This window comes from Formosa sejongensis, from assembly GCF_033447105.1.
Classification (GTDB): domain Bacteria; phylum Bacteroidota; class Bacteroidia; order Flavobacteriales; family Flavobacteriaceae; genus Formosa.
Genome location: NZ_JAWQUN010000012.1, coordinates 92,560 through 119,103 on the forward strand (window position 1 = coordinate 92,560; position 26,544 = coordinate 119,103).

25 protein-coding genes and 1 pseudogene are annotated in these 26,544 nt (G+C 32.1%); 17 read left to right on the forward strand and 9 right to left on the reverse strand.

Going from position 1 to position 26,544, the window contains the following annotated elements; translation table 11 throughout:
* The first annotated feature begins 329 nt into the window (after positions 1 to 329).
* The 8 genes from R6X41_RS12580 to R6X41_RS12615 all read left to right on the forward strand — a co-directional run bounded on the left by R6X41_RS12580 (position 330) and on the right by R6X41_RS12615 (position 11,078).
* Complete coding sequence (locus R6X41_RS12580) at positions 330 to 5,336, forward strand: DUF4132 domain-containing protein (protein ID WP_318500692.1); 5,007 nt, start codon at positions 330 to 332, stop codon at positions 5,334 to 5,336.
* A gap of 118 nt (positions 5,337 to 5,454) precedes the next feature.
* Entirely contained in the window at positions 5,455 to 5,868 is a 414-nt protein-coding gene (locus tag R6X41_RS12585) for a hypothetical protein (RefSeq protein ID WP_318500693.1), read from the forward strand.
* 391 nt (positions 5,869 to 6,259) lie between these two features.
* Positions 6,260 to 6,991: an SIMPL domain-containing protein gene (locus R6X41_RS12590; protein ID WP_318500694.1), complete on the forward strand. Its 732-nt coding sequence runs from the start codon at positions 6,260 to 6,262 to the stop codon at positions 6,989 to 6,991.
* Between the two features lie 120 nt (positions 6,992 to 7,111).
* Positions 7,112 to 7,627 (forward strand): GNAT family N-acetyltransferase, encoded by a 516-nt coding sequence (locus R6X41_RS12595; protein WP_318500695.1) that lies wholly within the window; start codon positions 7,112 to 7,114, stop codon positions 7,625 to 7,627.
* Positions 7,628 to 7,790: 163 nt separating this feature from the next.
* A complete protein-coding gene (locus R6X41_RS12600) occupies positions 7,791 to 8,405 on the forward strand; it encodes a DUF1444 family protein (protein WP_318500696.1) in 615 nt (204 codons plus the stop codon).
* 214 nt (positions 8,406 to 8,619) lie between these two features.
* Positions 8,620 to 9,255, forward strand: a complete 636-nt coding sequence (locus R6X41_RS12605) for a DUF1444 family protein (RefSeq protein ID WP_318500697.1) — start codon at positions 8,620 to 8,622, stop codon at positions 9,253 to 9,255.
* Between the two features lie 732 nt (positions 9,256 to 9,987).
* Entirely contained in the window at positions 9,988 to 10,611 is a 624-nt protein-coding gene (locus R6X41_RS12610; RefSeq protein WP_318500698.1) for a hypothetical protein, read from the forward strand.
* 92 nt (positions 10,612 to 10,703) lie between these two features.
* Positions 10,704 to 11,078 carry a hypothetical protein gene (locus R6X41_RS12615; protein WP_318500699.1) on the forward strand — a complete coding sequence of 125 codons (375 nt, stop codon included), beginning with the start codon at positions 10,704 to 10,706 and terminating at the stop codon, positions 11,076 to 11,078.
* Positions 11,079 to 11,543: 465 nt separating this feature from the next.
* On the opposite strand, the gene R6X41_RS12620 is transcribed toward R6X41_RS12615, so the two are convergent.
* The 7 genes from R6X41_RS12620 to R6X41_RS12650 all read right to left on the reverse strand — a co-directional run bounded on the left by R6X41_RS12620 (position 11,544) and on the right by R6X41_RS12650 (position 17,061).
* Complete coding sequence (locus R6X41_RS12620; protein WP_318500700.1) at positions 11,544 to 12,008, reverse strand: hypothetical protein; 465 nt, start codon at positions 12,006 to 12,008, stop codon at positions 11,544 to 11,546.
* Between the two features lie 249 nt (positions 12,009 to 12,257).
* Positions 12,258 to 12,473 (reverse strand): hypothetical protein, encoded by a 216-nt coding sequence (locus tag R6X41_RS12625; RefSeq protein WP_318500701.1) that lies wholly within the window; start codon positions 12,471 to 12,473, stop codon positions 12,258 to 12,260.
* Between the two features lie 574 nt (positions 12,474 to 13,047).
* Positions 13,048 to 13,755, reverse strand: coding sequence for a DUF1963 domain-containing protein (locus R6X41_RS12630; protein ID WP_318500702.1), 708 nt, complete (start codon positions 13,753 to 13,755; stop codon positions 13,048 to 13,050).
* 125 nt (positions 13,756 to 13,880) lie between these two features.
* Positions 13,881 to 14,192, reverse strand: coding sequence for a DUF2262 domain-containing protein (locus R6X41_RS12635; RefSeq protein ID WP_318500703.1), 312 nt, complete (start codon positions 14,190 to 14,192; stop codon positions 13,881 to 13,883).
* A 114-nt stretch (positions 14,193 to 14,306) separates the two neighbouring features.
* Complete coding sequence (locus tag R6X41_RS12640; RefSeq protein WP_318500704.1) at positions 14,307 to 15,470, reverse strand: hypothetical protein; 1,164 nt, start codon at positions 15,468 to 15,470, stop codon at positions 14,307 to 14,309.
* A gap of 136 nt (positions 15,471 to 15,606) precedes the next feature.
* On the reverse strand, positions 15,607 to 16,143 hold the full coding sequence (locus R6X41_RS12645) for an HD domain-containing protein (protein WP_318500705.1): 537 nt from the start codon (positions 16,141 to 16,143) through the stop codon (positions 15,607 to 15,609).
* A 12-nt stretch (positions 16,144 to 16,155) separates the two neighbouring features.
* Complete coding sequence (locus R6X41_RS12650) at positions 16,156 to 17,061, reverse strand: DUF6892 domain-containing protein (protein WP_318500706.1); 906 nt, start codon at positions 17,059 to 17,061, stop codon at positions 16,156 to 16,158.
* A 188-nt stretch (positions 17,062 to 17,249) separates the two neighbouring features.
* On the opposite strand from R6X41_RS12650, the gene R6X41_RS12655 reads away from it, so the two are divergent.
* The 8 genes from R6X41_RS12655 to R6X41_RS12690 all read left to right on the forward strand — a co-directional run bounded on the left by R6X41_RS12655 (position 17,250) and on the right by R6X41_RS12690 (position 24,289).
* Positions 17,250 to 17,600: a hypothetical protein gene (locus R6X41_RS12655; protein ID WP_318500707.1), complete on the forward strand. Its 351-nt coding sequence runs from the start codon at positions 17,250 to 17,252 to the stop codon at positions 17,598 to 17,600.
* Between the two features lie 2 nt (positions 17,601 to 17,602).
* The gene (locus R6X41_RS12660; protein WP_318500708.1) at positions 17,603 to 18,466 is read left to right on the forward strand and encodes a hypothetical protein; all 864 of its coding nucleotides are present in this window, start codon (positions 17,603 to 17,605) and stop codon (positions 18,464 to 18,466) included.
* Entirely contained in the window at positions 18,467 to 19,600 is a 1,134-nt protein-coding gene (locus R6X41_RS12665) for an adenylosuccinate synthetase (protein WP_318500709.1), read from the forward strand.
* Between the two features lie 54 nt (positions 19,601 to 19,654).
* Entirely contained in the window at positions 19,655 to 19,945 is a 291-nt protein-coding gene (locus R6X41_RS12670) for a hypothetical protein (protein ID WP_318500710.1), read from the forward strand.
* Positions 19,938 to 20,348: a hypothetical protein gene (locus R6X41_RS12675; protein ID WP_318500711.1), complete on the forward strand. Its 411-nt coding sequence runs from the start codon at positions 19,938 to 19,940 to the stop codon at positions 20,346 to 20,348. The genes R6X41_RS12670 and R6X41_RS12675 overlap by 8 nt, the downstream gene beginning before the upstream one ends.
* 90 nt (positions 20,349 to 20,438) lie before the next feature.
* Entirely contained in the window at positions 20,439 to 21,500 is a 1,062-nt protein-coding gene (locus R6X41_RS12680; RefSeq protein WP_318500712.1) for an SMI1/KNR4 family protein, read from the forward strand.
* A gap of 180 nt (positions 21,501 to 21,680) precedes the next feature.
* On the forward strand, positions 21,681 to 23,651 hold the full coding sequence (locus R6X41_RS12685) for a tetratricopeptide repeat-containing sensor histidine kinase (RefSeq protein ID WP_318500713.1): 1,971 nt from the start codon (positions 21,681 to 21,683) through the stop codon (positions 23,649 to 23,651).
* Between the two features lie 2 nt (positions 23,652 to 23,653).
* Positions 23,654 to 24,289 (forward strand): response regulator transcription factor, encoded by a 636-nt coding sequence (locus tag R6X41_RS12690; protein ID WP_318500714.1) that lies wholly within the window; start codon positions 23,654 to 23,656, stop codon positions 24,287 to 24,289.
* Between the two features lie 442 nt (positions 24,290 to 24,731).
* Here R6X41_RS12690 and R6X41_RS12695 read toward each other — a convergent pair whose 3' ends face one another.
* A complete protein-coding gene (locus R6X41_RS12695; protein ID WP_318500715.1) occupies positions 24,732 to 25,724 on the reverse strand; it encodes a hypothetical protein in 993 nt (330 codons plus the stop codon).
* A gap of 151 nt (positions 25,725 to 25,875) precedes the next feature.
* Here R6X41_RS12695 and R6X41_RS12700 point away from each other — a divergent pair, with 151 nt between their 5' ends.
* Positions 25,876 to 26,271, forward strand: a complete 396-nt coding sequence (locus R6X41_RS12700) for a hypothetical protein (RefSeq protein ID WP_318500716.1) — start codon at positions 25,876 to 25,878, stop codon at positions 26,269 to 26,271.
* A gap of 168 nt (positions 26,272 to 26,439) precedes the next feature.
* Here R6X41_RS12700 and R6X41_RS12705 read toward each other — a convergent pair.
* A pseudogene (locus R6X41_RS12705) lies at positions 26,440 to 26,544 on the reverse strand (IS1595 family transposase); the annotation flags it as partial.

Genomic DNA, 26,544 nt, shown 5'->3' on the forward strand with positions numbered 1-26,544 from the left:
ATATATAATCAGAGATCTTATTTTTTTTATAAGCTATTCACCTAATCAATAAAAACGTTAATCCAAACACATTCAATATTGCTAAAGACACTATTTAAATTTCAAATCTAATACAACCCCGCTTCCCCACTCCTACTTCCATTTTTATGCACTTATATTCAAAACAGATGTTTTTATATAATAACGATGAAACATTAAAACTTCAATAAAAATATCCCCAAATACCGTGAGTAAAAAACGATATCTTACTTTTATCTTGCAACCAATTATCACCTCCTTTTAAAGGTGAATATTTTATATTTATAACAAGATATTAAGCATTACAAGATATGATTCCAATTGAAGAAGCAACTAAATATATTGAGAAAAATAAAAAGCAAGATATAGATCGGTTTGAATTTCGTGCATTTTCTGAGCCTTATCGCGTGTTAGCTAAAATTTTAGGACGTATTGATAAAGAAAATAGAAGAAGCTATTATAGTGTCACCGATTACATTGCAGTTTCTGAAGATGCTATTCATACCAATCCTTGGCGAACCCAAGAAGGTATGCGTCTAGGAATGCAGTTATTTGGTATTATCCAAGTGCCATATTTAGCCGATATGTGGGACTTTATGGATACACTTCCTTACCAAAGAGGTTATGATAGAAAGGCATTTAGATCTGTAAAAACTGAAGATACATTACATAATAAATTACAAGTTTTTACACATTTTTTAAGTTTAAGCAGAAAAGGATTTGGCGGATTAACACTACATGAACATTTTCAATATAGCACCTATTTCCCTCATGGAAACAGCTACTTTTTAGCTACTTTACTCCATAATGGAAATGGAATGTTTGATGAATTGTTAGACGATATTCTTCAAGCTGAAGATGAAATTGGAGGCGTAAGTGCAGATATTATTAAAGCCTTATTACTTTCCGAAGAAGAGAAACATTGGGAAATGGTAGCCAAGTTATTACTCGCTGCCCAACGTCAAGAAGGTTTAAGACAAACCATTTTAGAATCTTTAGACGAGTCTGGTCTTGGTGCTTTAAAATATATCATTCATGTTGTTTTAGAAAATGACCTTACGCGGTTTTCTAGTGTTACCAGAGCCGTAAGCACCTGGTTTGGTTTAAATTGGGAAACACCTAAAAAATCGGTTATTAATCGTGTGCTAGAATTGGCACAATCTTTAATTTTAAATGTAAAAGAAGTAGATACGTACTTAAAAAGTAAAGATAATTTAGAAGTATTAGTTGGTTTGTGGTCTATTGGTATTTTAGATGTAGACACTGCGAATAGAAAAGCCTTAGATATTGTTTTTGAATCTGAAGATCGGAACAAAAAAATTCTAGCGTTATACTTTATCAGTAAGACAGATAGAACGAATGATGCTTTAGTTGAATATTTCAAAAACAACTTAGGAAAAGATTATGCACTAGACCATTGGATGGCGGTAAACTTACCATCAAATATGTCATTAAATAATGAATCTTTTGAAAAATTATTTGAAGTCGCAAAAACAGCAGAAGACAAAGGAAAAACCTTTGAGAGTAAAATATTTTCTTGGTGGAGTTTCACGCCTTCATCTTATTATTTCTATCAGTTTTTAATCAGTGGCGCGAATGAAGAACAATTAGAATTAATCGCGAATGATTTAGACATCCTTCCAACAGAATTTAGAGAAAGTTACATCCGTAAAGTGTTTCCTAAAGATTACAGCTATTCTTTTTACAATTACGAACAGGATGCAAAGAAAAAGGAACGTTTAGATTACGATGAAAATTCTTGGAAAAGAGGTTTAGCTAGAAAAGCCATTTATAACAGAAATGAGTTATTAATGGCCACTGGACTCAACTTATTTAGTAGAATGCACCTGTATGACACAGATTTAGAAATTGCTGAAGATTTATTAAGACGAAAACATAAAAACTTACGTACCTCACTAATTAAATTATTAGTCGAATTACCAGCCGACCGTTTAAGAACGAGTGCTACAAATTTAGTAACAGCAAAAAGTTTAGATCAGCGTATAGCAGGTTTAGAGATGTTGACACTTTTACACGACGAAAATAAACAGTCTAATTTTGTAGAAGACCAAATTCGCCTCTATAACGAACGTCCTAAAATCACCAAAAACGAACAAGTTTATTTAGATAAGTTTACAGATAATGCCGAAGAATTCGATTTTAGTAATGGTTTCGGAGCTATTGATTATAACAACTTAACACCGTTATATATACCACAAACGCGTTTCGAAAAAAAGACGAGTTTCTTTGATAAGTTAGGAATCACCACTTCAGAATCTTCGGGATTTAAATTCAAAGCGTTTATAGATGCGAATAAAATTGTAAAGGAAGTTAATACGTTAATTGACAGTGTTACTAAAAACAGAAATCACGAATATCAAACAGAAATATATCAAGGAGAAATAGCAACGACTTATATAGACAAAGGCATTCGTGATATTAAAAAATTAGGAGATGATGCAACACCTGAAGAACTTTTACATAACATTCCTTTAGCAAACGTTTGGATCGCTTGGCACGAGCAAAGTAAGCTTAATGATTTTGAAATGTATGCTGCAATTCGTTACATTAAGCATCATAACAATCCATTTGGAGCCTATAAAGATTTTGAGCCTTTCGCAAGACAGTATTATCCAGATTTAAGTGGTTTAAAATTGGATAAGGAAGACCGTTACAATTCAAAAGCTGATGACTATAATAAAATTTTAATACGTCTATTTAAAGTCTATGCAGAAGAAAGAATTCTAGCTAATTTTAAGCTAGATGTTATGGAAGATATGATTGCTAATTTTCCTAAAAACCTCAAGGCAATACAGTATCAAACCTCTAATTATCGTTATAATAAAAAAACGTTTAACTGGGCAAATGTTATATTACCACTCGTTCCCAGTTTAAGTATTAATAATTTAGAGCTTCTAACAGAAGCACAACTTCAAAAATATTGGGGACTTTATATGTATTTAGTTGCACAAGATATTGAATATCCTAATACAACTACAGATGTAAAAGTAATTACTAAACAATTCAGTAGACCAGGTATTGTGCCATATCCTAGTATTGCTGTTACATTAAGACTTTACAAAAAAGGCTTAATTAATGATGATGACATCCTTTTTCAAGCCTTAAATTCTCGAGAGTTAATGGTGATTATGGACGGTGGTTATAATTCTAGAATAAATTATAAATGGATAGAAAAAGACAGCGTACCTAAACATGTTTTTTTAGCCTTAAAAGCCAATTTATTAGAAACAGAATTAGAACGTGGCGATTTAGAAACCACTGCCACAGGATACATGAATGGTATTCACAGCGTAGAAGGTGTAGATTATGTATTTCGAATTTTAGAACGCTTAGGAAAAGATAATTTTGAACGTGGTTATAGTTATTATGGCGATAGTAAAAAAACAATTTTTAGTGCCCTTCTAAAAAAATCGCTTTTAAAAGACACCGAAAGTTATCCCGATTTTGCAGCACGTGCAGATGGGTCTAAAGTGACTAAAAAAAGATTAATAGAATTAGCGTGTTATGCCACACAATGGACAGGTGTAATTGGTGAATATTTAGGTTTAGAAAAACTTGAGGATGCCGTTTGGTGGTTTCAAGCACACGCTTCAGATTATATGAATTCCGAAAAAGAAACCATTATTTCGCGTTATTCTAACATTCCAAAAAGTGATTTTGCACTTGGTGCGATAGACGTCGATTGGTTTAATAGAGTTTATCAAACCATCGGAAAAACCAATTGGAAATTACTACACGATGCCGCCAAATATATTACAGACGGAAACGGACACCGACAAGTCAAACTCTATTCTAGTGTGATGCTCGGTGAAGTAAAAATCACCGAAACGTTGAAGAAAATTAAAGACAAACGCGATAAAGATTACGTGCGTGCTTTAGGTTTAATTCCGTTAAGTAAAACCATACCTGAAAAAGATTTATTAAAACGTTACAACCTCTTGCAAGATTTCTTAAAAGAAAGCAAACAATTTGGGGCGCAACGTCAAGAAAGTGAAGCCACCGCTGTAGAAATAGGTTTAGACAACTTATCAAGAAATGCAGGTTACCAAGACCGTGTGCGTTTTAGTTGGGCTATGGAAGCAAAAGCCACGCAAACCATTATGAAAAATGCCGTAATTAATATAGAAGAAACGGTTATAGAATTAGTGATTAACGACCTTGGTAAAACAGAATTTAAAGTTACTAAAGCAGGCAAATCATTGAAAAATATTCCTGCTAAATTAAATAAAGACAAACAAGTTATTGCCTTAAAGGAAAACAAAACCTACTTGTCTAGACAATACAGCAGAACACGTTTATCGTTAGAAAACGCGATGGTAAACGAAGATGAATTTACAGCACAAGAAATTCATAATATGATGCAACATCCTATCGTTAAAGTGATGTTAAGCAAGTTAGTGATGTACGTACCCGAAAAAGAGATTTCAGGGTTTTATAACGAAGGGATTTTAACAGATGCAGCAGGAAAAACACATCAATTAGCAGAAGAAGATGTGTTGCTTATCGCCCATGCTTCACATTTATACAAAGCTGTAGAATGGGATATGTATCAGAAATACTTATTCGCAGAACGTTTAGTACAGCCGTTTAAACAAGTCTTTAGAGAGTTGTACTTAATTACCGATGATGAACGCGAACACAGCACACGTTCCGAACGTTACCAAGGACACCAAATTCAGCCTAAAAAAACCGTAGCACTTTTAAGAGGTCGCGGTTGGACGGTAAGCATGGAAGAAGGCTTGCAAAAAGTATATCACAAACGCGGTTTTATAGCAACAATGTACGCCATGGCAGATTGGTATTCGCCGTCTGAAGCCGAAGCGCCAACACTAGAAGATGTTTGTTTTCATTCTATAGATACGTATCAAAAAATTCCGCTTACAGAGATTTCATCCGTAGTTTTTAGCGAAATTATGCGAGACGTAGATCTTGTGGTAAGTGTTGCTCACGTTGGTGGCGTCGATCCAGAAGCAAGTCATAGTACCATGCAAATGCGTGCTGCCTTGGCCGAAGAATCTGCACGGTTATTCAAACTTAAAAACATTACCGTTAAAGAGCGTTTTGTGTTTATAAAAGGAACTTTTGGCGAGTACAGTATCCATTTAGGAAGTGGTCAAGTCAGCAAAAATGGACTAGCATTATCCATCATTCCGGTGCATAGTCAGCACAGAGGGCGTATGTTCTTGCCATTCGTAGACGACGATCCAAAATCGGCTGAAATTATTTCTAAAATGAAATTACTTTCAGAAGACAATAAAATTCAAGATCCAACAATTTTAGCACAGATAAATAGTTAATACAATCATTAGGGCGTTACCTCGCTTAGGCGAGGTCTGGCTTTCTGTTGCAAGTCCGCGTGCTATCGCACTGTGGGCTTTCCACGACAATCCCTAACGCAAAAAAATCCGTAGTCAAATGGAACTTACATTACAACTAAAAAGACTAGGCAAGAAGAAGGTTAAAAAAGTGCCTTTTACTTTAGAAGAAACCCCTAAAAATTTGGAAGATTTACTAATTGGTTGTGTGAAGAACCAAGTCGAAGCCTTTAATAAAAAACGAACAGAAGTTAATGTCATTGGTTTTTTAAGTCCAGCAGAAATTCAAGAAAAGGCCCAAAGCGGTAAAGTAGAATTTGGTGAGTTAGCAAATACCGGTTTAGCGAATTTAGAAAAAGCAATCGAAAATGTATTACTCGCTTTTAAAGACGGATTATTTGTGGTTTTTGTAGACGATGATGAAATAACAGATTTAAAAGCACCTTTAGAACTGACTTCCGAAAGTGTAATTGCATTTATAAGAATGACGTTTTTAGTCGGTACTTATTGGTAGATCTATAATTAATCAATTTAAGACAACCGAAACCATACAAAATCAGTTAGCTGAACAAATAGCTAACCATAATAAAACGTGGGGAAATTTACTAGCCAATCTAGACTTTGGTAATGAAGCTTCTAATTATTGGGATGTTACTTTAAAACCAACCGATATTTCTGTAGATAGCATCAAAAATACGTTCGCTTTCAAAAATGCAAAGTTTATATTTGATGTCAATTCTGGTGTTTCTTATGAAGACGATCATAGTCTTTTTACCAAACACATTTCTGGATCAGGGACATTTCAAATTACTCATAACAAAAAATCAATTCAAATCAAAACCTTAACTCTAAATGAAAATTTAGAACTTTACACTCAATAAAAACAAACATTAAACAACTTACTTATGAAAAATTACATTAGTGCCATCATTTTCGGAATTGCAATCGTTGCATCTTCAATTTTCTTGGGAAAAGCATATACAGATAGAAATAAAGTAGACGGCGAAATTGAAGTTACAGGCTTAGGAAAAACCGATTTCTCATCAGATTTAATTGTTTGGGAAGGAAGCTTTGGCTCTGTAAATACCAATCTAAAAGATGCTTACTACTATTTAGAACAAAAGAAAGCTACCATAAACGATTACTTAACGAAAAAAGGAATTAAACCTGAAGAAATTGTTTATAGTGCAGTTTCAACACATCAGAAAACAAAACAATTATATTCTGTGAATGGTGATTATACTGGTGAAGAATTTGTGGGTTACGAACTTACACAGTCCCTAGAAATAGAATCTAAAGACGTTGATAAAATAGAAAAAGTATCTAGAGAAATCACCGAATTATTAAATCAAGGGGTTCAGTTTTATTCACAAGCACCAAGATATTATTATACAAAACTTGCTGATCTTAAAATTGAAATGATTTCTAAAGCTACTGAAGATGCTAGATTACGTGCAGAAAACATTGCTAAGTTTTCTGGGGGAGAATTAAGTGATTTAGAATCTGCTAAAATGGGAATTTTTCAAATTACAGGTCAAAACTCAGGAGAAGATTACTCTTGGGGAGGAACGTTTAATACAGCAAACAGAGAAAAAACGGCTTCAATTACTATGAAATTGGTTTATAAGGTTGACTAACCTTCTACTCTATTTATATATAAAGAAAGGCATTCTAATCAATAAGAATGCCTTTCTTTATATATTATAACTTAACAAAAAGGACATCCAAAATAGATAAGAAAAGTAAAACAATTTAAAATGGTTGAAATTATAAAAGCAAACGCAACACATTCTAAAATCATTGTAGAGATAGGAAAACAAGCATTTTTGGAATCGCACGGACATAGTGCTTCTAAAAAAGATATAGATCAGTATATTTCTAAAACCTATAATAAAGAAACGATATTTAAAGAGTTTGACAATAATAATGTGCATTATCATCTTATCTACAGTGATGGAATTATTGCTGGTTTTTCAAAAATCGAATTAAATACCAGTAACAAAAATATAAGCAATTTACCTCTTACTAAATTAGACAGAATATATCTTTTACAAGCCTTCCATGGAAAGAAACTAGGGATACAATTATTCCATTTTATTGTTGAAATGTCAAAGAAACAGAAACAAAAAGGCATTTGGCTTGCTGTTTGGACAGAGAACCAAAAGGCCATAAATTTTTATCAAAAAATGGGCTTTAAAATTGCAGGAGCTTTTGATTTTAAAATATCTGAAACGCATACCAACCCAAATCATATTATGTATTTAGAATACTAAAACTGTTGTTTTTTAAACATACACCACTCTATTTTTTTAATAAATTATATTAAAAAAACATCAAGTATAGATAAACCATTAAATCCTGAAATAGCTGAATCCCGTGATAAAGAACCTGAGATGCTTCTCTAATTTTGACATAAATAATAAAACAAAAAACATTATGAGCGGTACAGTTTCAGGAAAAGAAAAATCTCAAGAAGAAATCGAAAAAATCATTGAACAAACAGAAAATAGTGATCAAAAAATATATCCTATTTTAAAACCAGGTAATTGGGTTGGATTAAAAGCAGGAGCTTTAAGTGCTACTTTAATACCTGCAGAAAATGGCGCTGAAGTGGTAATTGCATATGGTATGGATACACCAGACAACTTTGTGTTTTTAACTAAAAAACACTTAGAAACTATGGATCCTAAACAAATTACACAAGAAGCTTTTCAAAATTTAGAAAACTGCGATACGGGATTAGAATTTGTAGCGTCCTTAGATAATAAAGCCCTTGGTGCTAACGGGAACGACTTTTCTAGTGAAACCATTCTTTCTAGAACACATATGCTAAAAGCACATGCCATGTTAGATGCTGAAGAATTATTGGTTTCTATCCCTAGAAGAACCTGTATGACCATTATTTCAAGAGATGTAGATAAAGAAACAATGAATACATTTGCTTACTTACACAACTATACTTGGGAGGATGATAGCTTTGGAAATGCACCGATTACTAATTCTCTTTTCATTGTAAAAGGTGGTGATATTGTAGGACATATTCCACTATAATTCAATTAAAAGAACCACATAATTAATGGTGTTTTTAAACCATTTAAAATCACTCAAGGCATTCTTATTTTTAAGAATGCCTTTTTTTTTTGGCTCTAACTCTATTTAATTAAGCGTTATAGATAATTTACTAAATCTGGAAATCGCTGAATACCGTGATATAAATCGTTATATGTTACTCTAATTTTGTAATAACCAATAAACACACAACATTATGAGCAGTACACTTTACGGAAAAGAAAAATCTCAAGAAGAAATAGAAAAAATAATTGAGCAGACTAAAAACAGTGACCAAAAAATTTATCCTATTTTAAAACCAGGAAATTGGATAGGCTTAAGAGCTGGAGCAATAAATTCTAATTTAATACAAACAGAAGCTGGTCCAAAGGTCGTTATTGCTTATGGTATGGATACGCCAGACAATTTTGTGTTTCTTACACAACAGCATTTAGAAACCATGGATAGTAAGCAAATTACTAACGAAGCTTTCAATAATTTAAAACATTACGAAACGGAATTCACATATTCTGAAGTGTTACAAAACAAAGTTCTGACCTCTAGTGGGAAGGATTTCTCTAGTGAACGTATTCTTTCTGAAGCACATATGTTAAAAGCACACGCCATGTTAGAATCAGACGAATTATTAGTTTCTGTTCCAAGACGTTCTTGTATGATGGTTGTCTCGAGAGACTCAGACGAAGAAATTCTAGGTGCGTTTTTAAACTTACACAAGGATGCTTGGGAAGACGAAAGTTATGGTAATGCACCTATAGCCAATATTCTTTTCACAATGAAAGAAGGCCGTATTACTGGACATATCGCCTTAGATAATTTGTCTGAAGACCAATAAAACAGAATACCGTACTACAGATGAAAAGAAGAATTATGTATTCTATTTTACTATACGTCTCCATAGTTTTTCTTTTTATGTTATTTAATCATATCGATGCATTCGAATGGGAAATTTTAAGGATTAACCCTAGTGAACTTCAATCAATAACGTCCTAAACGATTAGTCACTTTTTCAAAAAAGATATACCGGCGTTGACTTTATCGAATTAATTGTACTGAGGTAGGTGCTTTTTCTATATAAGTTGAATTTTGTTATTTAAGTTGGCCTATCGAAAATTTATCGTAAAATTTGAAGAGAAACTATCGTAAAATTTAAAGCTGTTTGAGCTAAACGAATGTATCTATATTATTAATTTTTAGTAGCGAGTTCTTTAAATTTAGATAGTGAACAAAAAATTTAGATAAAAGTTCGTAAGCCTAGATTTTTTTGGTTCGTTTTTTTATCAATGAAAAAAATGAACATATAATATTATTTTAGGACACGATTGGACTACAATAAAATTCAATGTTGAAATATTTATTACGAAAGCATAATAAAGTCATTTACCAAATGGCCAACAATCTTCAATAAAAAAAGGTGTTTACAAAATAGTGAACACCTTTTTTTATACATTAAACTGAATGAGATTAGCTTAAATACATAAACCACTAAATCCTCAAATGGCTGAATACCGTGATAAAAATCCGTGCTTGAGACCATAAATTTGTCATAAATAATAAAACAAATAACATGAAGGTCAATCCACTTAATAGAACAGACAATTTAGAGGAAATTAAAGCCATTGTAGAAAAAGCAAGTCAAGGCGAATACAAAGTTTATCCTATTGTAAAAGCAGGAACTTGGGAAGGTTTAGATGGTGAAATTCTACAAACCACTGCAATAAAAGGCGATACTGAAAATGATCCCTCTAAAATAGTTGCTATTTATGGAATAGAAACACCTGATGGTTTTGTGTATTTAACGATGTCGGATTTAGATATTTACGACGGAACTAAACTGCTTGATGATGCGTATCAAAACTTAGACAATTTAGAATCTACTTTAGAATATGCTGAAGCACTAGACAATAAAGCACTTATTTCTATTGACACATATTTTGCTAGTGAACGCGTTTTTAGCAAGGTCGAAATGAATAAAGCTCATGCCATGCTAGACTCAGCAGATTTATTTGTGTCTACATCCAAATATGGTGAACTTATGATTATTTCACAACACGCAGATAAAGCCACTAAAGATCAATTTGCTTACCTACATAAGTACAATTGGAATGATGCCGAGACCCCTAACGAACGTATTGCAGATCTAGTGTATTCAGTAAAAAACTGTGACATTGTAGGACATATCCCTTTATAATCTAATAAACAGAATTAACATTTATACATGTCTTTATCGTTAGTTATAAATAGCTAACGATAAAGATTTTTAGAAACTTAAAATCACGAAAATTGAAAAATCTAGACTTTAGTATCAACGGAAGAGTACAAAATTTAATGGTAGATGTCTTTGAATCGATAAGTGCTTCTAATAAACCAGAGGTGAAAATTATCGAACTTTTAGAAACCAGAAGTATCTTTGAGCTCGTTTTTGAAATCGTTAAAGCAACCGGTTTTTACAGTCAAGATGAAAATTTCAATCTAATTAAATCTTTAAACCTAGATACTGATGAAGCGAACTTTGAAGATGCTTTATATACTGCTTGGATAAATATGGGTGAAAATTTAAATACAGCAAAAACACAAGAAGAATTTAATGCGAAATTTGCATTATTTGTACCTATTATTTTAAATCGTATGGAAGCCATTGGGCGTATTGCTGTCTAAAACAGTATTATAAGAACCTATCTTTTTTACTTCTAAAAAGAGAAATTTTATTCATCGTTTCAGCATTTAAAATAGAATATTTCACCTTAGTCAACTGCTCCCCTAAGTCTTTTTGAAAATCAAACCGGATTTAATCAATTATAATTAAGTGCCTTAAATACAGGTTTTCAAAACGCCCTTTAATTTTAATATCCAGTATCAGAAAACTTCACAAAACTGAAACTGAAAGCACTAAAATACGACCATTCCGGTTTTAGAGGCTTTAATATGAAAACTAAAAAATTCAAATACTTAATAACAAGTATGTTCTAGTTCTGTAAAAATGAATTAAAACACGAACTCAAAATGTATTTAATTTAGTACTGACTTACATGAAAATATAAATGCCAGGTTTCTTATCTTTTAAAGAAACCTGGCATTTATTTAAGCAAAAATTACAAATAATTTCTGCGACTTTTAAAATGATTAAGACTGATTACCTTGACGCTTTACTAAAATAGCCTGCAACCGTTCCTGAAGACTTTGGTCTGCCTGAATTTTCCCAATTAAAGACTCATATTCTTCTAAAGAAATCCCTGTAGATTCTATACTAGCAATGGTGCTTTTCTCTAGCTCAGGTTGCATTTCCTTTAATTTATTAGTCACATTTTCATGCTTTTTTATCTCCGTTTCAGTCGCATTCGATTCTTGACTAGGATCCATCTTAGCTTGCTGGATTTGATTAAAACGCTCTATTTCCAAACCTTCATCCTTTATGATGGCTATCATTTTTTCTTGAGATTTTTGATTTTGCACTTGAGCCTCTATATAGGCATCAGCAAACATACCCAATTCTTTGTCAGATACACTTTGTTCTTGGGCTTGTAAAGTCATCGATCCCAAAACAAACATGTACACGATTAAGTTACTATTTTTTAATGATTTCAACATAATGGTTTTTTTAAAGATTTAAATCAAACTTAAAAGTTAAATTTTTTGTGACCAATTAAATTCAGGGTCTTAACTTTACTTTATAATCTATCTCCTAAAATTATATTTTCTTTAAGAAAAAAAACATCTTTTTACTCCTAGCGATCTTAACTATCAGGTTATTTTTGTCATAATAACGTTAGAGTTATTCCTTTTTTATTCATAGGAAACCCATATAAAAGCAAACTTAAACTACTAATATAAAAATGTCTATTCCTGCATTTTATAAATGCTAAAATTCTTCAAATCAATTTCATAATTCAAAGCGCTTTCTTCATTAATAGCGCGTTGTATAAGCCTTACTTTGTTGCTTTTCTCATTCCATTCAAAATCTGTAGTTCGAGCATATAATCTTATAGGAATAAAGAATAATGCTTTCGGGTTATTCTTCTGTGATTTTGAAGGAAACGTACCTTCTTCTTTCAAATTAGGATAAACCGTTGTATCGAAAAGGTAAATTTTACAATAGGCATCGTTATGCCTTGCTCCTTACTCCATATATATGATTAAACTGCCATATAAAGACTGAGAAATATGACTTTCTTCCTCTGTAAACTGTTCTCGATTTAAGTAATTAAATAGATTATACATCACTAAAGAAACAAAAATTACTATAAGAAGAATTACTTTTTTATTCATATCTAGTATGTATTAAACATCTACTTAAAAGTTTACCATTCTCTATAATCATTTCTCTGATTTTAATTTATCAAATCGTAAATAGTGTTATCATTAACTTCTGAAATTGTGATAAATTTTTCATCTAAATGTGTTTACAATAAAAACAATGTCTTCATCTTTAATTTTTTAGAAAAAACTACCAGAACCTGACATAACTATAGGGTGTTTTTACGTTCTGTTTTTGTCTTTATTATTTAATGTGGAATTGGGCTTTGTGACAATTTTAGTCTATTAACTGCTCTAATCAAGAGCAATCGTTTTGCTTCTGAATTAGATTTAGGTGTTTTCAAAACTTCAAGGTAATCCTGATTAAAATGGATTAATAAAAATCGTAATAAACGCTCCATTGGTTAGTATCCGTATTTTTAGCAAACATTAAGCTACCGCTATCTATCACGTTGAAATTTGCCTTTTCATCTGATGAAATCTGAAACACAAATTGAAACCCTTCTCCAAATCCTTCAGCATCGCCAATTCCAGATTGACAAAAAGAAGGATAACCACCAATTTTATGATTGTAAACATGTTCTGCGATATCAAAGTAATCTTCAATTACACCTTCGTTTTCTAATTTCAAAATTTCGGTTTCCATTGCCATAGACAAACCGCCACCATCCCATAACGGGAAATCATTTTCATCTAGTTCCGGAACTAAAGGAAATGCATTTATAAAGGAGTTTGAATTTTCAGTATTCTTAATTTGAATACTCTCTAGGTTATCATATTCTCTTAGCACCCAATGGTCTCCCATGTCTTCAAAACATTCTGGTAATTCTGCTGAAACAAAAACAGTGATGAGTTTTGTGTTTTTGAGACTTGGATGAACATATGGCAAATTAGGAAGATAAAATTGCGCCAAAGGAAACATTTGGTCTCCGTTTTTATCTATCGGAATCTCTTCATCTTCATTATAAGCAAACACTTTTCCTATCCAACTTTCGTGTATAGTGTTTTTAGGTCTAAATCCGCCTGTGTTAAATTTAGTAACAGATTTAGCAATTTCATGTTTTAGGTCTTCTACTGTCATCTTAATCGTTTTTATCCAAACATTGTGGTATCATCAAAATTTTTGCCATCATGAGAATGCGCTACTAAATAATGATTTCCGAACATGCCAGCTTCTGTATAAAACACATCAATTAAATCTTTTGATTACAAATGAATGGCTGTTACCTCTAATTTATTTCTAAAGGCGTCTTTGGTTAATAGCGGATAACCTTCTTCTTCATCTGCCCAATTCTCATTATAGTTATCTAAAAAATTGCTTACAATAGCTGTTTTCGCTTTGTTTTCGAACGTATCAAAATCTTCTAAAACCATATTCGCTAAAACAATCATATCGTCTAAACAAACATCGCCTAAATCTAGATGTATCTTAATTTTGTATCCATCGAATGCAAGGGTTAATTTATAACCACTTTCACTATTTGGATCTTTTTTAAGTATATCTTTTATGATGTTCATTTGATGATTCTTGTATGTTATCTAATTATATTTTTTTCTCAATACACAAAGATGATCCTTTGCTTATGGTTTTAAGTAACGGATTTCAGTAATATTGAACTCTAAACCCCTCTTTTAAAGCTCATTTTTACGTGCTTTAAGTTTATTTATTAATAGATCTATTTTTTCCAATTTAACTTTGTATTCATTTCTAATTGCTATTTGCGAGGATTCTATAGATTCATTAGAATCGAAATCTAAAAGCTCTACCGTGTCATTAAGACTAGAAACATTTACATTTTGAACAAGGGCATGCTCGGTTTCTTTAGATTTAAATAATATGACATCATATCCAATATCTCCTTTTAACTCGTCTACAGAAATGACTTTCATCGTTCCAAATTGTGACAATTCTAAAGCATCACCTTGAAGTAAATGATTATTCACTTTAACATCGAATGTTTCAGACGACGGACTGCGATACACAAGTCCTTCTACAGCTTCTTTTTGTTCTAAAAATGAAAGTTTATAGTTTTCCAAATTTGGAGTAACCATCGTAACAGTATCCACTAATGTGGTGTTATCTTTAAAAATGTGACTTGGAAAAATGGTATGCAGTATGTTTTCGTTTTGTATTGTAGACCATTTTCCTTCCGTCGAATCCATAACAGATGGGTCTATAATTACTGTGTATTTAATTTTAGATTTTTTTATATACGGTTTAAAATCTTCATTTAACATTGTAATCTGACTTTTGTAAAATGATACGAGATCCAAGGTGTAATCTGCATCAACCTTAGTCTTTATCCTAGATAAATTATCTAATATTTCTATTACTGAGCCATAAGCTTCGGCCTGCTCACGAGAATCTGTATATGATGATTTTGAAACCGAGGTGGTCTTACTGATATTTTCTCCAAAAACATCGGAAACCGTTTCTGTATTTGCCGTATTTACAAATTCATCTGGATTTAAAAAATAATCTTCCGATACCTGATTTCCTTTAAGGACAAAAGTTTTAGATTGATCTGCGACTAATAACTTCGAAATTTTTAAAGGATCTTCGATCGTAATTTTAGTTGTACGTGACGTTAACGCCTGATCTATTCCATTTTTAAAAACTCTTGGTTCATTTAAAGTATATATAATCTCTAATTTCAATAGGTTCTTAGATAAATTATACTTGATTTCATTTTGTCCCAAAAGTGCATCTTCACGATACAATGCCGTATAGCTTTTTTTGCTGCAAGAAGAAAATGAAACTAATATAAGTGCGAAATAAAGTAGCGTATTTTTCATGTTGAATGTATTTGTTTTACAATTCAAAATTAGAAGTAATGCCTTTGGATTTTATCCCTGAAAATAGTGAAATTGATACATACTGAATACAGGTAGTTTTATTATAACGGTAAAAAACAGTATGAAAAAACACGCTTTAGAGCGTGTACTTTTTATAGTTTTCAATCTGATTATTCAAACGATTATTAAGATACTTATTTTTATTCTGAAGCTTGGTATTAAGCAAAATCGCTTCCTCCCGATACGCTATAATTTTAACTTTATTCCAAGTATTTGGCGGTTCTTGTAAATTGGTAATCCGATCGGCTAATTTCACCAAACCGACCTCCTTTTCTAAAACAGAAATCCGATTTAAACTATCAAGCATACGTTCGCTTTTAGTAGGTATGCTATTATCTTTAGTTAATGCTTGTACACCTCGGGCTATACGCGTTCCAAATGTAATTTCTAAATCTTCAAAAGTAGTATCAGTATCTTCAATCGTATCATGTAAAAGCGCTAATTGAATGGCAAAAGTCAAGTCGAAATCAGAAGACGCTTTGTGCGCCATTAAAACCTCCATAGCGACATTAGAAAGATGCAAAACATAATTCGCTTGACTTCCTGGCACCTTCTGATTGTGATGTTTTTCTCCCGCAAATTGTATTGCTTTTTGATAATGTTCTTGAATCATGGGTTTTAATTTTTATAACCATTTAGCATCAATTCCTAGTGCGATAAACTCATCACGCACATGTAATTTTGCATAACATAAGGTTGCCTTTTTTAAATTTGGAAACTGTTTTACATCATCACCACATTTAATATCCCAACTCTCTTCATCACCTCCACAAAAAGGTGAAAGATTCATATAAATATCGTTTCCTCCATCTTGATAAATTTCTGTAATTTCTGTGGCCAAACGTTTAGGAATTGGAAAATCTTTTAAATATTGTACCACTTCTGCAATCGGTTTGTAACCTTCTTCATCAATATTTATGTCACGTCCTCTGTACCATCTTGCAAATTCATAGAGATCAAATTTAGGCTCTAAAAGTCCTTTCACATACATCAATTCTTCTATAATAGACAGTTTAAATCCAAAATCGACAAACGTAATTTGGTCTTCATCAATTGGTTTTATAATATATTTATCTTCGGGAATGCCTTGCCAACGCTCATAAGATTCGTAAGCACTTATTTCAATAGCACTAATGTTGTCATTATTAATATCGAACCAAGCACTAATATTATGCTGTACCAAAGCACCACAATCGTCACCTTCAAAAAGTTCTACGCGTTCTGCTTTATGAGTTTTATAATACTTGGTAATCTCTTCATCATTAAAATAAAACGTTCCAGAAAATTTGGTTTTCGGACTAAAATCGAAAGCATCAGGTTCTAATTCTAAAGTTAAAGAATCTATCGATTTACCGTTACTCGAGTATCCTAAAATCCCTAATTCGTCCCACGTAAAAATGGTGTTATTTTTCGCTTTATATGTTCTATAATTAGTGTTTAGATGATTTTTTAAAGTGTCTACATCAACTGGAAACGCTATTGAAATGTTGTTGATTTTAAATCCTGTTGAAGATAAATGTAATGTTGTCATAGGTACGTTTTAAGAATATCAAAGATAGTAACTAAGTAAATATACCTGCTGACTGATTTCAGTGATATTTTAAATCTACTTCAGATATACTGAACATATAATTAATTTCTTCACAAAACTAAAATCCACCCTTTTCAGGGATGCAAATCCTATAAACTAATGCTAACTTTGTAAAAAACATTTTTTTTATGGAAGATCAAGTTAAAAGTGCTGCGTTTTTAGAATCATTAAAACGTAACAACGAAAAAATAAGAGACGATCGTGCTAGTGCCATTGCAGAAGACGCACAACTCATGTACAAACGCGAAACTGAAGATTTAGCCTTGTCTTTAAAACGTTTAAAACGCGAACAAGAAAATATGCTAGATATGAGCCCTACAGATGCCAATAGTTTGGTTTTGGCCTCAGATTTTGATGCGAAGGATTATGTCGCAAAAGACTTAGACATGTCTGTAAAGATTAGAAACTTAGAAATTAAATTAGAATTAGCCAAAAAGCGTTACACGCATTTATTTGGTGGAATCATAAACGAACTATAATTATGGGAGGAGGAAGATTTAGCAATGACGCTTATAAACGCCTAAGAAAAACGAAAGACTATAGTAACAAGTCTAGAGAAGAAATATTTACATCTCGAGACATAGATCCAGAAATGGATCCTACAAAAGCACTAGTGAGAGAGTCGAGAGATTCTGAAGAACACCCTGAGACAGTGTCTATTATTGTAGCATTAGATGTGACTGGAAGTATGGGTTTTGTACCAGAACATATTGTAAAAGAAGCCTTACCAGACCTTATTGGTTCTTTAATGGAAGCTGGAATTGAAGATCCGCAAGTCTTATTTTTAGGGATAGGAGATTTTGTTTACGACAGAGCTCCTTTACAGGTTGGACAGTTTGAATCGTCTGCAGAATTGTTAGACCGTTGGTTAACACGCGTATATTTAGAAGGCGGCGGTGGCGGAAACAATCAAGAAGGTTATAACTTGGCGCATTTATTTGCTGCTCGTCATACCGCTATTGATTGTTGGGAAAAAAGACAACAAAAAGGCTATTTATTCACTATTGGTGACGAACCTGTTTTTCCTACTATTCCTGCTGAAATCATTAAAAGATACACCTGTACAGATGAAGCAGAAACGGTTACTACCGAATCCATCATTAAAGAAGCACAAGAAAAATATAATGTATTCCATATGCATTTAGAGCATAACGATTGGGCAAAACAAGAAAGCCGTAAAGGTAATTGGAAAGCACTTTTGGGAGAAAACTTTATAGAAATTCCTGATTTTAAAACCGTAGCAAAACGTATTGCAGATGTGGTGATTCAAAATCATAAACCATATAATGCTACAACAAAAACTAAAACATCTTCTGATACTACAGAAGTAGAGAACATGCTATAAATGACAAAGTGTAGTCTTGTTATAGATTTAGGATTTGGTGATGCTGGAAAAGGGTTAACGACCGATTTTCTGGCATCGCAACATCCTGAACAAAGTCTTGTGGTACGATTTTCTGGTGGACACCAAATTGGACATACCGTAAGTACGGAAAAGCTAACGCATACGTTTAGTAATTTTGGTTCGGGAACATTATTGGGCTTACCCACCTATTATTCGGAATACACTACCCTATTTCCGCCTGCCATTTTAGACGAAGGTGAGTTTTTAAAAACCTATCAGCCTAAATTGTATTTTCATCCGCTCGCAATGATTACTACATTTTACGATATTGCTTATAATAGAGCGCTAGAAAAACAACAAAATCACGGTTCTTGTGGCTTGGGTTTTGGAACAACTATCGCAAGAAATAAAGAAGAAGTTTATCTGTATGCAAATGATTTACAGTTTCAATGGGTTTTAAAACAACGTTTAGAAAGTATAAAAACCTACTATGAAACAAAGTTAGAACGTCAACCAAAATCGGTACAAGACTATTACAAAAATGAACTGAAAGATTACAACGACGACTATTTTATAGACAGTTGTTTAGCGATTCAAAAGTTTTATAATGTCACTTCACTTTCAGATCTATCGACAACTTTCGAACATTTTATTTTTGAAGGTAGTCAAGGGATTTTACTCGATACCCAACACGGCTTTCATCCACATACCACGTGGAGTTATACGACTTCTAAAAATGCGGTTCAGCTTATTAAAAATCATTTAAAAGCTGAAGCAGAAATAGATATTTATTATGTGACGCGTTGTTATCAAACACGACATGGAAACGGGCCCATGTCTAAAACAGAACCTGTAATACTTCAGAATAATGAAAATGAAGCCAACGTCACTAACGAGTTTCAAGGGGAATTTAGAACACAAGCTTTAGATCCGGAATTATTAAATTACGCCTTAAGTTGCGATGCGATTCATCATCAAGGTTTAAAAATTGAGAAACATTTAATGCTGACTTGCCTTGACCAATTGCCTCGTTTTTCTCACGACAGTTTACTTAAAAAATTAGATACAACATTCCACACTGTATATGGAAGCTACGGACCAAAACGAGAATGTATTGAGACCATTTCAGAATGATTTTTTCAAATCAAACGGCAATACAAATGGCACAAAAAATAGAATTCAAAAAAAATGAAAATAAATAGTTTAACTAGTATTGGCATCCTAATTAATACTCTAATTACTGCATTTATTTATTTCACAGAAGATTATAAAGGCTTAGATACTATTATGATTATAGCTTTAGTCATTTGCTACATCGGCTTCATCGTAATGCAATTTAACCAAGCAAAAATTGGTAGTATCATATTTTGTATTGGTAGTGTGGTCTTTGTCCCTATTGGTCTTGTTGGCATTATAGGTGTTAGAAAAACAGTACAAAACATAGAAGACGAAAAATTTTATAAAGCACATTATGAATAAAATCGAAACAGAAATTGAATTAAGTTCTATAGCAAAAAACAAACCCTTGTATTTTGGGTTGTTTATGGGGGCAATAAGTATGATAGCTTTATCAGCTACTTCAACACTACCAGGTATGCCCATGGGACTGGCAATATTATTTTTTAGCACTTATTTCCTTAATAAAAACCTCAAAGTTTTTACATTTTTAGAGAAACATTTTGTGTTTCAAACCGGAATTTTAGGAAAAAAGAACATCCCTTATAGTACTTTAAAATCTTATGCTGTTGTGAAAAAAAATATTGTTATCACATATCAGAATCCGAATGAAAAAGAAAAAAAGATCAGACTTCCTGTCAGTCAAATTGAACCTACGCAATTTCCATTATTAGAAGACACTTTAAAAAGTAAGATTAGTGTTTAAACTCGTGTCTCCATTTTCAAAATCACTAATTTCAGTGATAAAAATTTTAGTCTTCCAAAGTACCTTAGCAGTATTAAAACAGAAGAAAACATGAATAATAGTATAACCTATTCAGAAGACTTTAAATTATTAAAATGGGATGATTTCAATTTTGAACCTATTCAAATAAAGACACTTCCAATTCTTGAAGATCCTGAACATTACAAGAATTCTTTTACGTTTAGAGATGCGCTTTTAGAAGCTATTGAAACACGCTCTGGAAAGAATGTATTCAAACTCTTACTTATTACACCAGATTATAAGTCTAGTACCAAATTCTACGGAATTGGATATTTAGAAGATAAAACTGTTTTTACGGTTGAAATAGAAAATACGCCACTATTTGAAGAATGGTTTATAAATATTAATTACTTTAGAAGTAAAGACAACGATGAAAAATTCATAAAATCTGTTTATAACTTTAGCAAGAGTTGCTATAGCTCTCAACCTGCTTCTAATTTAAAGAACATCACTTTTCAAGAAAACACAGGTGCTTTTATTGATGAATTTATTCCTAATCAATTTATAGCAGAAAAATTAGCGAAAGAAAAAGCCGATTTCCTAAGCCCTTTTATTCACTTAGAAGCTGAAATTAATTTAGAAGAAGTAAAACAATCTTTTAATGCTTTAATAGCTGAAAAAGATTTAACAATACATCCACCAAAGAACAACGATGCCATTTATGATGCATTTGCAAAAGAAGCTGGTTTTCCATTTCCACAGATTATTAAAGACTATTTAACACTACATAATGGGATTGATAGATGTGCCATAATGGATGCAGAAACTATTTATAATGAATGGAAAGATTGGAAAACCTGTTATGACGATTGGACGCAAGAAGACTTATTTAATACTTTTTATATCAACGAGGGAAAAGCGTTATTAATGTACACGACACCCTATTGGGTTCCGTTTTTCGATTTACAAAATGGTAATTTTTTAGCTTTCGATTTCGCACCAAATACAAAAGGAACTGCTGGTCAGATTATTCGTTATGGTGCCGATCTAGAAACGGGATATATTGAAGATGAAGATTTAAATACGTTCTTGAAAAGTTTAATGGGAACCGAAGGAGAAATTGAAGAAAATGAATGGTTTTACATCGAATAGAATCATCTCAAAAAGAATAAAATAGATTACAATATTTCAACTTGTAATGACGACTTATTTTTACGACAGAATTTACTAGAACCCATTTGAAAATAATGAACTGGGAACGTTTAAAGAAATCAAATCTAGTATAAGAAACACTTATTTCTCTTAAAGGTATTAAGTTTACCTATTTATTAAATGAAGCTAATAACAAGACATCATATTTTAATAGTATTATTATTCTTAGGAGTAATAAATGCAGCTGTTTCGCAGACAGCGAACAATACACCGCGTTTAGATTCACTGTCTGCAGCATATCAAAAAAACATATATTCAAATCCACAGATTGCAAAAAAAGCTGCAATTATGTGGCTCGAAGAGAGTCGGAAATTGAATATAGAACTTCAAGAAGTTAGAGCCCTTTACGCCTTGGGGAATTTGAGTAATACTACAGGAGATTATAAAAACACGATTAAATACACGACTCAGACTATCGCTTTACTTCATAAACTTGAAATTGAAAAGGGTTTAGCGGCGTGTTACAATATAATGGCATTAGCTTATAAAAACTTAGGTGAGTATCCTAAAGCCATTGATAATTTTATGCAATGTTTAAGTTATTCAAAAAAGACGCATAACCAAGTACAGGAAGCTAATGCATATCAAAATATAGCAACATTATATCTGCTTCAGAAAGAATATAAAAAAGCGGCAGAAAACCTAGATCGAGCTGCAAATTTGTATCGTGAAATAGGAGACGACGATGGCGTACTTACCACCTTATTTAATTTTGCTAACATTTTAAAAGAGGAAGGTAAATTTGATCAGGCACGAACACATTACAATACGGTTTTAGGCTATAGAGAGAAAGAAGGCAATAAAGCAGTTGTCGCTTATGTAAATATTAACCTTTCTCAAATGCTTGTGGAAGAAGGACGTTGCGAAGAGGCTGTAACCGCATTAAAGAAAACCTTAGTCCTTTTAGAAGCACTACATTTTAATTCTGATATTACTATTGTCTTGAATGATTTAGGACTTTGCGAATCCAAATTAGGACATACAAAATCGGCAATACGTTATTTTCAGCAAGCCTTATCCATAGGAGAAGAGCAATCTTTAATTAGATACAATTCTGATGTTTATAAAAATCTTGCACAGCTTTATCAAGACGATGGAAATTATAAAAAAGCACTAGAATTTTATAAAAAAGGAGTAACCACCGTAGCAGATCAAAATTCCTTAGATAAAGAAAAATACGTCGCTAATATTCAGGAACGTTATGAAACTCAACTGAAAGAAGCCCGTATACAACTGCTTGAAAAAGAACAGAAATTAAGTGAAGCCGAATTACAAAAATCGGAACTTACATTGAAGCGACAACGCCTAATTCGGAATGTGTTTATCATTGGGTTTGTATTGGTATTACTGACTTTAATAGTATTGAGATTATTATACATTCAGCGCTTACGTGTTCAAAAAGAATTAAGCATTCAGCAAGAAGAAAATGCAAAGCAGAAGATAAATCAGATGATGAATGATCATAAATTATCTGTTATCGAACGTTATCAAGAAGGTCAGGACGAAGAACGCGAACGGTTTGCTAGAGAAATTCATGATGGTATTGGAAGTGATTTAGCAGGAATACGCATTGCTTTTGAGCATTATGCAGAACGTCACGATGACGAATCCCAGTCTAAACGTATTGCAAATGCCATAAATAATGCGTGTATTGATGTGCGTAGTTTGTCGCATCAACTACATCCTCTACCCTTTTCAAAAATTGGATTCACGAGTTTTTTAAGTGATTTTATTGATCAGATTACTCAGAAAGCAGATATTGACATCAAGACGTATTTCTTTCCTGAGGAAGAGATCGATCAATTACCACAAGATTTACTAGCAGATGCGTATCGTATTGTACAAGAATTAATTAATAATATTTTAAAGCATGCTGAAGCCACTCACGTCGATGTACAGCTCACCAAACATACCGATCATTTAAACATTGTAATAAATGATAATGGTAAAGGGTTTCAAAAAAACAAAAAACATGGCATAGGACTCCGTAATATCAAAGACCGCCTACAAAAGGTTCAAGGCTCTTTAGATATAGATAGCAGTCCTGGACACGGAACGTCTATTACCATAGATATTCCAATAAAACAATAATTATGAAGAAAATAAACATCATAATAGCAGACGACCATTTAATGTTTCTTGAAGGTATTAATACCATTTTAAGTGACATGGAAGAAATTGGCGAAGTCCATTTAGCTACCGAAGGAAACCAAGTGGTGCGCTTATTAAATCAGTTTGAAATTGGTTTAATAATAAGTGATATTAGCATGCCAAAAATGGATGGTATTGAATTGCTTACCGAGATTAAGAAAAAACATAGTGGTGTAAAAATTATTATGTTGAGTATGTTAGACAATCATAGAACGGTACATAAAGTGATACAGAAAGGTGCCGATGGATTTGTTCCGAAATTTACTAGTAAAGAAGAATTACAAAAAGCAGTACGAACGGTTTTAGGTGATGAACAATATTTCTCTGAAGTCATTAAACAACGTTATATGGAAAGTGTTTTTGAACGCAAAAAATATAAAAACATAGAACTTTCGCCTCGTGAAAAAGAAGTTTTAGCGCTTTTAGGAGACGAACTCACCTCTAAAGAAATTTCAGAAAAATTATTTATTTCGGTGAACACGGTCGAAACACATCGAAAAAATATTCTGTTAAAAACAGGTTCTAAAACAACAACTGGAGCTGTAAAATATGCCATAGAATCTGGCTTGTTTGATTAATACAAAATCGGCTTGAATTACTATTCAAGCCCTTTTTATTTATATTAAAACAATAGTGTCTTAAATAATATTATATGTTCATTTTTTTCATTGATAAAAAGATCCTTCGACTTCGCTCTGGATAAACCAAGCCAAAAAAATCTAGGCTTACGAACTTTTATCTAAATTTTTCGTTCACTATCTAAATTTAAAGAACTCGCTACTAAAAATTAACAAAATAGAAACATTCATTTAGCTCAAACAGCTTTAAATTTTACGATACTTTCTCTTCAAATTTTTCGATAAATTTTCGATAGGCCAACAAAAAAACAAAATTCAACTTATATAGAAAAAGCACCTCCCTCAGCACAACTAATTCCATAAAGTCAGCAGTGGCAAATCTTAAAAAAAAGAGAGTAATCGTTTAGGACGCTATTTATACTAAAAGTGTAACAGAGTTCTTTTATTTTGTTCTTATCCCCTCCGCTTCTACCGTTTTTATTAATTGTCTTAGTTCTTTACCGTGAGAATCTTTATCATTTTCTTCTGTTAGTAATTCTCCTCGATAAATAAATCGAGTATCTAAATCAAAGTAGACTACATAAATGCCGGTTTGTGGGTTTTTCCACTTCTCTATTCCATTATTTACAATCCGCTTATCCTCTAAATACTGCACCCAAGCACCTCTAGACAAAGTCGATTTATCCATATAAATTTTGCTATTTTCAGTCGTTTTAAAATAGGGATACGGTGTTTCTAATTTAGCTTGTATATTTTTTAAGATCATTGTTTTTAAAACGTCAAAACCGACTGCTTTTTCAGATAACACCATTGGATTTGCATGCCATTTACTATCTTCAACTTCTAATGGAATGATCATAAAACCTTCTGGATGACTAGCTGTTTTAATACGTAAACTAAATTGATAGGCAGAATCTAACTCCTCTATAGATTTACTTAACCTATCTATAAAACGCGCTACAATAACTTCCAGTTCTTTTGGTTCAATATCTCTCTTAAAATCTAAATCGATAATTTCTGTAGAAAAATGTATTTCAGGAATTTCATTTTTAAAATCGGCTTTAACAGCTTGTCTCGCTTCATAGCGTTTTACGGCATCTTTATATAAATCATCTACAGTCATTGCATCTGCAATAGGATACATTGGCAAGGTGTCGTTTTCTAATATCGTTTTTAGGTTAAGGTGTGTATAAAATTCAATTTCAGGAATGTCCTTATCGTAAATAAGCACCCCGTACATATTTGGATCCATAGTTGCGGCATTAAAAAACAGACTTAAATCGCTAAACGCAAGTTTTCCTTTATATTTTCTTTGCAAATATTCTTCTAAATTACTAGCAGCTTTCTTTTTAGGAATTCCGATATAATTTGCACATCCAGCGAGTATAAGCAATACAATTAAGATGCATATAACGGATAGAATTGTGATTTTCATAAGGCTTTAGTATATCACATAAATGTAAAAGAATATACAAAGTAAGCACTCACTGAATTCCGTGAGTTTACACATTCCCTTAAAGACGGTGTTTTTTCTAGGACTACTTACAATACCTTTGATATATAAATTATAATAAAAAACTCAAATCATGGGATTACAAGAAAAAAGAGCTGCAAAATCTATAGAAGATCAATATTTAGGAGATTACCAAAAAGAGATTAATGAGATTGTTGGTAAAGAATTACCAATACACATCAATTGGGATACTTTTGAAATGGACTTTATTAAATTTGTACCAAGTGTATGCTTACAACGTCTTACAGATGGACTAAAATTAGTTTGTAAAGACGAGATGGGAAAAGAAGCGGTTGCAGAAAGTGTTAATTCTATTGAAGTATACTGCATACCTAATGAAGGCGCTGAAGCTAAAAAAGAACTAAAATTAGAGGATGGCGTATTTTCTTTAACAGCATGTTGGGGCGGTCATCACAGTGGTTATTTTATAGACTTGACAATCCGTGAATATTTAGAGAATAACTTGTAGAAACAACATTACATTTCAAATCAGAAAAGGGAAAATCATTTAAGTTTCCCCTTTTTATGTTTTAAATCATTCAAAAATTGAAATAAAAATGCCTTTAAAAATTGAGTTTTAAAGGCATTTTTTTATAACAAGTAAAATGTCTTAATTCATTTTTATAGAGGTCAGTAGTTAGTTACTTATTAATTTAGTTTGATATATTTTATCTCTATCGACCATTTTTGTTATTAAGTTATTGAATATTGTGTTCTTACTTTGCGAACGATTTATTCTAAA